General features: G+C 40.5%; 4 protein-coding genes. 3 read left to right on the top strand and 1 reads right to left on the bottom strand.

The genetic code is table 11. The features are described 5' to 3' along the window. Positions 1-270: 270 nt before the first annotated feature. Both B3473_RS05980 and B3473_RS05975 read left to right on the top strand, forming a co-directional pair. Positions 271-855 carry a TetR/AcrR family transcriptional regulator gene (locus B3473_RS05980; protein ID WP_293677915.1) on the top strand — a complete coding sequence of 195 codons (585 nt, stop codon included), beginning with the start codon at positions 271-273 and terminating at the stop codon, positions 853-855. Positions 856-948: 93 nt separating this feature from the next. Beyond that, positions 949-2724, top strand: a complete 1776-nt coding sequence (locus tag B3473_RS05975; protein WP_204984633.1) for an oleate hydratase — start codon at positions 949-951, stop codon at positions 2722-2724. A gap of 43 nt (positions 2725-2767) precedes the next feature. Here the strand turns inward: B3473_RS05975 and B3473_RS05970 are convergent, their stop codons facing one another. Then, positions 2768-3049 (bottom strand): hypothetical protein, encoded by a 282-nt coding sequence (locus B3473_RS05970; RefSeq protein ID WP_293677911.1) that lies wholly within the window; start codon positions 3047-3049, stop codon positions 2768-2770. A gap of 587 nt (positions 3050-3636) precedes the next feature. Between B3473_RS05970 and B3473_RS05965 the strand changes: the two genes are divergently transcribed. Then, the gene (locus tag B3473_RS05965; protein ID WP_293677909.1) at positions 3637-3945 is read left to right on the top strand and encodes a hypothetical protein; all 309 of its coding nucleotides are present in this window, start codon (positions 3637-3639) and stop codon (positions 3943-3945) included. Positions 3946-4072 lie beyond the last annotated feature (127 nt).

Genomic DNA, 4072 nt, shown 5'->3' with positions numbered 1-4072 from the left:
TAATGCTCTAGAAATGACTCATATTGCTCTTACTGCTGACATTGCTCGTACGAATACAACAATTGCTTCAAATCTTACTGATGTTAATCAGTCAGTTAATACTATCAAAAATCTACGGTAAGTTTTGTATAAAAAAGCTACCTTGATAAATTTACGTGGACTAAAATCCTAAATGATTCAAAAGTCTTAAAAAGTAAACATAAGCCTGACCATCTGGTTGGGCTTATTTTTTTGGTATAATGGTAGGGATAATGATAAGAGAGGGCGCAAATGACACAGGTAACCAAACGGGCTTTGGAGGAGGCGCTGAAGCGTCTGCTTTTGGAGAAGCCCTTGAGCAAGATTACAATTCAAGACTTGGCAGATGAGTGTGGGATTAGTCGGATGACTTTTTACTACCATTTCAAGGATATTTATGATTTGGTGGAGTGGTCGTTTGTTGAGGATGCCAATGCTATTTTTCAAGCAGAACCAAGAACTGAGAGTTGGGAGATGGCTTTGCAGCACGTTTTTGAGATGATTAAAAAAGACGAGCTCTTTATCATGAGTGTTTACCACGCGGTTAGCCGTGAGCAGATTGAGCGTTATTTGCATCTGGTGATCCATCATTTGATGAGCCAACTCATTGAAAAAAGCGTGGCGACTGCTGGCATTAGCCTGACGGACAAGGAAGGGCTTTTTGTCACGAATTTTTACAAATATGCCTTGATTGGTACGTTATTGGACTGGGTCAAGTCAGACATGAAGGCAGATTATCAAGAATTGGTAGTACAATTGACCAGCTTGATACATGATCCACTGATTGGGACCTTGAGGGGCTTTGCGTCCAAAAACTTATCAAAACCCCTAAAATGATAAAGTTTTTATCACTTCCAAGCATTTGTTTATTGACTTTGTATGGGTAAAGGCCTAAAATGAAAGCGATTAAAAATAGTGGAGGTCATCAATATGTATTATTCAAGCGGAAATTACGAAGCATTTGCTCGCCCTTTGAAACCAGAAGGCGTTGAGCATAAGTCTGCTTATTTGATTGGCTCTGGTTTGGCAGCCTTGTCTGCAGCTTGTTTCCTCGTGCGAGATGGGCAAATGCCAGGGAAAAACATTCATATTTTAGAAAAAGACCCCATTCCTGGTGGGGCTTGTGATGGCTATCAATACGCTGATATTGGCTATGTCATGCGTGGTGGTCGTGAAATGGATAATCATTTTGAGTGTATGTGGGATTTGTTCCGCTCTATTCCATCTATTGAAACCGATGGCGTGAGTGTCTTGGATGAATATTATTGGCTCAATAAAGCCGACCCCAACTATTCTCTCTGCCGTGCGACAGAAAAACAAGGGCGAGATGCTCATACTGACAAGAAATTTGGTTTATCTGATAAGGCGGCCATGGAAATCATGAAATTATTCTTCACCCCTGATGAAGATTTGTACAACAAACGCATCAACGAAGTCTTTGACGATGAAGTCTTTGATTCTAACTTTTGGTTGTACTGGCGCACCATGTTTGCCTTTGAAAATTGGCATTCTGCCCTTGAAATGAAATTGTATATCAAACGTTTCATTCACCATATTAGTGGTTTGCCTGATTTTACAGCCTTGCGTTTCACTCGTTATAACCAATACGAATCCATGATTTTACCAATGGTCAGCTACCTCAATTCCTTTGGCGTGGTCTTCCATTACGACACGAAGGTGGTCAATGTCGAATTTGATTGCCAAAAAGACAAAAAAGTTGCAAAATGCATTGACATTATTCATGACGGTAAAGAAGACTGCATTGATTTGACAGAAGATGATTTAGTCTTTATCACAAATGGTGGTTGTGTGGAAAATTCAAGTTATGGTAGCCAAGACAGCCCAGCAAGCTTCAACAAGACCATTCGTGAAGGTAGCGGTTGGGATATGTGGCGTAAGATTGCTGCTCAAGATGACTCCTTTGGTCACCCTGATAAATTCTGTTATGACCCCGAACAATCCAACTGGATGAGTGCGACTGTGACGACCTTGGATGATAAGATTCCAGCTTATATTCAAAAGATTTGTAAACGTGACCCATTTTCAGGAAAAGTTGTGACAGGTGGTATTGTAACGGCGCGTGATTCTAATTGGTTATTGAGTTGGACAGTCAACCGTCAACCACAATTCCGTTCACAACCGGAAAACGAATTGGTGGTTTGGGTGTATGCTCTTTTCTCTGACAAGGAAGGTGACTTTGTTAAAAAAACAATGCGTGATTGTACAGGTAAAGAAATCTGTGAAGAATGGCTTTATCACATGGGTGTTCCCGTCGATGAGATTGAAGACCTTGCGACAAACAGTGCCAAAACCGTTCCTTGCATGATGCCTTACATCACTGCCTTCTTTATGCCACGTGAAAAAGGCGACCGTCCAAACGTTGTGCCTGATGGTGCTGTCAATTTTGCCTTCCTAGGTCAATTTGCCGAAACCGAACGCGATACCATTTTCACCACGGAATATTCTATCCGTACAGGTATGGAAGCTGTTTATACTTTGTTAGACATTGACCGTGGGGTGCCAGAAGTATGGGGTAGTACCTACGATGTGCGTGACTTGTTGCGTGCTACCGTTGCCTTGCGTGATGGCAAACCAATCACAGATTTGGACTTGAATTTCGTTGAAAAATTCATCTTGAAACAAGCCCTAAGAAAGACCGAAGGCACAGACATCGAAAAAATTTTGAAACGTTACCATGTCATCTAAACTGCCTTGACAAGACAAATAACCTTGGTGCTAGTCACCAAGGTTATTTGTCTATTAGTATGCTGAGGTTGTGTTCTAGCATTTCACTGAGAATGACAATCAATTCGTTTTCAGAGATATTTTCAGGACGTGCCAGCCAGTTAATATAGACTCCCATAATACCATTTACCATATACCTGATTTTAAGACGGTTTTCAAAGCTAGAATGGTTTTTCAGGTAGTGTTGGCCCAATCCTTTTTCCAAAATTCGTGAAAAATCTTTAATCAAGTAAGCATAGGCATTTTTCTGAGCGATGATTTGGTAAAAACTCAGGTGGCTTTTCATGATTTGATTTAGCTCGCTAAAAAAGAGCAAAAAATCAAATTCTTCCTGTGCGTTGAGGATGTCGTCTAATTGCGAGCTAGCCTCTGCGGTCGATATTGGCTAACTTGGCAAGTTCGGTGACGGTGATGTCATCCACATCTTTTGATTCTATTATAGGTATCTGTGTTCATTATAATGATTACATAGAAAATCTTCACTGATGAAGAAAAATAAAGGAGACATCACGTTTTTTCATATTTGACCATTATCCTAAGGTTGATGTGACCTTGCAAGATTTTGTGACGTGACCCTTGGAGAAACTCGTTTTGCACTAACCTTGACAATGATTATCATTATCTTATTTTGGGATTTTTAGTTTGCGTGTACTCGTTTTTAATCGTTGATTGTGAAAAAAGTGGACCTTATCCGCTATGGATGCATACTTTTTATTGTGCTGCTGATTTTATGGGGATTTGGGTCTTTCTTTCTGCCTACTTGCGATATGACCATTTTTGGTTCTTCTTGCTTGGAACCTTTGGTGAAGTCGTTTGGGTGGCTTTTGAGCTGTATTGCTTGTGGCGTGCGGTGACCTATGAAAGAGAAGAGATTTGGGGCAAGGGCACTACTTTGCAAAAGGCTATTATTTTGATGCTTGTTTGCAAGTTTTGATTTTCTTTGTCAATGTCAATCTCTTGCGCGTGGAATTGCACGATGAATCAATATTTAAATTCTGGATTTTCACACAAGTCATTATCTGTGTGGTACCAGGTTTGTTCTGGGAAAAACGTGGCACACGTATTGGAGCTAGCTGGCAACTTAACATCGTATTTGTCTTGGTAGCTGTCTTGTCTTTCAATCTTTGGAATATGTGGGCTCTCATTAGTCCGCAATATTACTCAATGAGCAGGAATCCTTGATTCTACATCGTTGGTTGAATTACCTTGCTCTTTGCTCTTCGTGGTTGCTACATCTATGCCAATTACCACCAAAACCAAGCCGCTTGCTTGACGGTAAAAAGCCCATTTTCTAAAAGAATCTCCAAAC

It is taken from the genome of Streptococcus sp. UBA632 (genome assembly GCF_002300045.1).
Classification (GTDB): Bacteria; Bacillota; Bacilli; order Lactobacillales; family Streptococcaceae; genus Streptococcus; species Streptococcus alactolyticus.
This window is presented reverse-complemented; position numbering and strand designations above follow the sequence as displayed.